The organism is uncultured Halorubrum sp. (assembly GCF_937146585.1).
GTDB lineage: Archaea > Halobacteriota > Halobacteria > Halobacteriales > Haloferacaceae > Halorubrum > Halorubrum miltondacostae.
The window spans coordinates 1-3,263 of sequence record NZ_CAKZRO010000043.1 but is presented as its reverse complement, the minus strand read 5'-3'; the positions used below and the strand labels follow the sequence as shown (position 1 = coordinate 3,263).

Below are 3,263 nucleotides of genomic sequence, written 5' to 3'. Positions count from 1 at the left end.
GACGACGACGCCGTCGTGTTCATGCTGTGCGACCGCGGCGACAAGTACGCGGACATCCCGCTGTGGGAGGAGTACCTCTGAGCGCCCGAAAAGAGCCGAGAAGTGTCGACCGTCTTATCGGCCGCCGCTCGCCGCGGGGATGACCCGCACCTGCGCGTCGTCCGGAACCTCCGCGTCGAGCCCGTCGACCGGAGTTCCGTCCACGTAGACGTTGATGAACTCCTTGATCTCGCCGTCCTCGATCACGCTGTCGCGCAGCTCGTCGCCGTGTTCCGCGGCGTGGTTGTCGAACAGTTCTGCCACCGTTTCGCCGGCGACATCGACCTTCGACGTCGCTGACCCGCCGACCAGCGCGGCCGGGAGTTTAATTGTGGCCATACCGCTCGTTCGACGCTCGTCCTCAAAAGGGGCGTGTCGACGGCAACGTCGACCACGGTCTGACACGGTTGCCGTCCGCGTCGGAGTGAGTTCCGCCGGTTCCGGCAGACTCGCAACTTCTCAACGGTGGCGATACCGGCAGCTACGGAACTCTCGCCGCGGCGATCGGCGCGTCACGCGCCGTCTGTGCGCCCGCGACGCACCTCCGAGATGGCGGCAGTACCCACCGGTGGACGGCCGGCTTAACCGTCCGCAAACGGTATAGAAGCGTGAATGAGTGATCTCGACCTCGACCCAACGCAACTCGACCGCTACTCCAGACACATCATCCTCGACGACGTGGGGCCCGAGGGACAGAAGGACCTACTGGACGCGAAGGTGCTGGTCCTTGGGGCCGGCGGGCTCGGCGCGCCGATCATCCAGTACCTCGCCGCTGCCGGCGTCGGCACGCTCGGCATCGCCGACGACGACGAGGTTGAGCTGTCGAACCTCCAGCGACAGGTCATCCACGGTGACGACGACGTGGGCCGGAAGAAAGTCGACTCGGCGGCGGAGTTCGTCGCCGACCTCAACCCCGACGTCGACGTCGAGCGCCACGAGCTACGCGTCACGCCGGACAACATCGAGGAGCTCATCGACGGCTACGACTTCGTCGTCGACGGCACGGACAACTTCGAGACGCGCTACCTCGTCAACGACGCGTGTACCCTCGCCGGGATCCCCTTCTCGCACGGCTCCATCTTCCGGTTCGAGGGGCAGGTGACCACGTTCGCTGGCGACGACGATTCGCCGTGTTACCGTTGTTTGTTCCCGGAGGCGCCGCCGGCCGGGATGGTCCCGAACTGCGCGACCGCCGGCGTGTTAGGCGTCTTGCCGGGCACCGTGGGCTGCCTCCAGGCGACCGAGACGGTCAAACACCTCATGGGCAAAGGCGAGAGCCTCGACGGCTCGATGCTGTTCTTCGACGCCCTCGACATGGAGTTCGACAAGGTCGAGATCCCCAAGCAGGACGACTGCCCGGTCTGCGGCGACAACCCCGCCATCGAGTCCGTCCACGACGTGGAGTACACCGCCTCCTGTGCGATCGACGTCGGCGGCGACTCCGAGCCGGAGATCGAGGCGAGCGACTGAGCCCTGTCTGACCCGCTGTCTTCTCTCGGTTTTCCGCTCCGGTTCCGACTCCCGGTCGACCCGGCTACCGTTCGCTCCGGACCGACACCGTCTCCTGTTCGAACTCGTCCGCATCGTCGCGCCAGCGCCACGACCCGACGAACGGGTAGCCGTCGAGCGCACAAATGACGTACGAGTGGCCCGGCCACGTCGCCCGCGCGGCGTCCGTTTCGCTTGGGTGCGTCGGGCCGGTCGGGTGCGAGTGGTAGAAGCCGACCACGTCGAGGCCCGCGTCCTCGACAGTCTCGATCAGCTCGAACTGCTCTTCGGGGTCGATCAGGTACCGGATCTCGGGCGTCTCCGCGACGTTCTCGGCCGCGTACGTCTCCGTGACGACGCTCGGGTCGCCGTCGTCGCCGTGTTCGCCGGCGAGGACGCCGCAGATTTCGGCCTCGCCGCCCTCGTACGCCCGATACACGATGTCGTCGTACGCCGCTCGCGTGAGTTCGATCATGTCGGGAGATGGCCCGACGGCGTCATAAGTCCGTCCCGACCGGCAACGGGCACGGCGCGTAAGAGGTAACGGCAGTTGTCGAGGGTGCGATTCGATATTTATATTCGGGCGTGAGAGAACCTCGCATGAGCGACGCGTCATCCCGATCACCGACACCGACGGCTGATGAGGCTCTTCATACGACTCTCGATATGCCGTTCGAGGACGCCGTCCCCTTCGTCCAGATCGAACACGAACTGGCTGATTTCGAAACGGTACGCGTCACTCGCCTCGATCAGATGATCGCGGGTATGCTCGGACACGACGACGTTGAACGAACCGCTCTAATTGTGGTCTGTCACCCAGAAATCGCACATGACGCCCTCCAGATCGATCCAACCCTGGCCGGCATGTTACCGTGTACGACGACCGTCTACGAGCGCGCTGCGGACGACCGCGTCCATGTCCATCACGTCTCAGCGACAAAGGCGATCCGGGACTTAGGTTGCGCGCCAGCTGACTCTGACGAGGCTGTAGAGGACTTGGTCGCGAAGACAGGCGAGCTGATGGCTGTCGTCTGGGCGAACATCGAAGAACACGGTCAAAAATAATAGGCACCGCCGAGCTGGTCGCCCGGATTAGAACGTGATGATCTCGTAGTCGAGCGAGCGGATGCTCGGGTGGCCATCGTACTCGTCGAGCGTGACGAGCCCGGAGTCGGCGACGGCGTCCTCAACGCCGAACGCACCGGAACAGAAGTCACAGACCGCCGCGTCGTCGCGGACTGCCTGGTAGAGCTCGTGGTAGTCGCTCTCCTCGTCTTCCAGCTCCGGGATCCACTGCGTCCCCGCGCCGTCGAAGATGAGTTCGAGCTCGTCGTCGTCGTTCTCGGCGAACTCCTTGGCCGCTTCGAGCGCGTTCGCGAGGCGACCGTAGTCCGAGTGCGATTCGTTGCCGGCGAGAATCACGATTGCTGCTTTTGCCATCGTGTTCGCTTATAAAACGCATACGTACAAAACCCGTCCGCGGATGTGTGTCCGGGACACCATCTCGGCACGTGATAGCGTGTCAGGCCCGTGGGAGCGCGTTACGAGAAGTCCCCGGCGTCGAACGACCGCGGCTCTGGTCCTTGGTCAATGAACCGAACCGACCCGTCGTCGATGGCAACGAGGGCCGCCACCCCGCCGTACCCGTGCGTCTGGTCGTGACCGCGGACGACGACCTGGATGATGTCGTCGGGAATTGCGACCGTCGCTGACCGCGTGAACGGCTGCTCGGAGTG

The 3,263-nt window shown here is 64.6% G+C and carries 5 protein-coding genes and 1 pseudogene; 2 read left to right on the top strand and 4 right to left on the bottom strand.

From position 1 onward, the window contains the following. Window positions 1–114: 114 nt before the first annotated feature. Entirely contained in the window at window positions 115–378 is a 264-nt protein-coding gene (locus tag Q0116_RS03730; protein WP_137692214.1) for a MoaD/ThiS family protein, read from the bottom strand. A 273-nt stretch (window positions 379–651) separates the two neighbouring features. On the opposite strand from Q0116_RS03730, the gene moeB reads away from it, so the two are divergent. Next, a complete protein-coding gene (gene moeB / locus Q0116_RS03725; RefSeq protein WP_297885633.1) occupies window positions 652–1,509 on the top strand; it encodes a molybdopterin-synthase adenylyltransferase MoeB in 858 nt (285 codons plus the stop codon). 64 nt (window positions 1,510–1,573) lie between these two features. On the opposite strand, the gene Q0116_RS03720 is transcribed toward moeB, so the two are convergent. Then, the gene (locus Q0116_RS03720; protein ID WP_137692212.1) at window positions 1,574–2,002 is read right to left on the bottom strand and encodes a desampylase; all 429 of its coding nucleotides are present in this window, start codon (window positions 2,000–2,002) and stop codon (window positions 1,574–1,576) included. 125 nt (window positions 2,003–2,127) lie between these two features. On the opposite strand from Q0116_RS03720, the gene Q0116_RS03715 reads away from it, so the two are divergent. Further along, the gene (locus Q0116_RS03715; protein ID WP_137692211.1) at window positions 2,128–2,592 is read left to right on the top strand and encodes a DUF302 domain-containing protein; all 465 of its coding nucleotides are present in this window, start codon (window positions 2,128–2,130) and stop codon (window positions 2,590–2,592) included. 27 nt (window positions 2,593–2,619) lie between these two features. Here Q0116_RS03715 and Q0116_RS03710 read toward each other — a convergent pair whose 3' ends face one another. Both Q0116_RS03710 and Q0116_RS03705 read right to left on the bottom strand, forming a co-directional pair. After that, the gene (locus Q0116_RS03710; protein WP_297885629.1) at window positions 2,620–2,967 is read right to left on the bottom strand and encodes a hypothetical protein; all 348 of its coding nucleotides are present in this window, start codon (window positions 2,965–2,967) and stop codon (window positions 2,620–2,622) included. A gap of 101 nt (window positions 2,968–3,068) precedes the next feature. Then, window positions 3,069–3,263: pseudogene (locus Q0116_RS03705) on the bottom strand (hypothetical protein); the annotation flags it as partial.

What these genes read in the sequence shown, in the direction of transcription:
- Q0116_RS03730 (WP_137692214.1), bottom strand. Translation starts at nt 378, where the DNA reads ATGGCCACAATTAAACTCCCGGCCGCGCTGGTCGGCGGGTCAGCGACG.
- Q0116_RS03720 (WP_137692212.1), bottom strand. Translation starts at nt 2,002, where the DNA reads ATGATCGAACTCACGCGAGCGGCGTACGACGACATCGTGTATCGGGCG.
- Q0116_RS03710 (WP_297885629.1), bottom strand. Translation starts at nt 2,967, where the DNA reads ATGGCAAAAGCAGCAATCGTGATTCTCGCCGGCAACGAATCGCACTCG.
- moeB (WP_297885633.1), top strand. Translation starts at nt 652, where the DNA reads ATGAGTGATCTCGACCTCGACCCAACGCAACTCGACCGCTACTCCAGA.
- Q0116_RS03715 (WP_137692211.1), top strand. Translation starts at nt 2,128, where the DNA reads ATGAGCGACGCGTCATCCCGATCACCGACACCGACGGCTGATGAGGCT.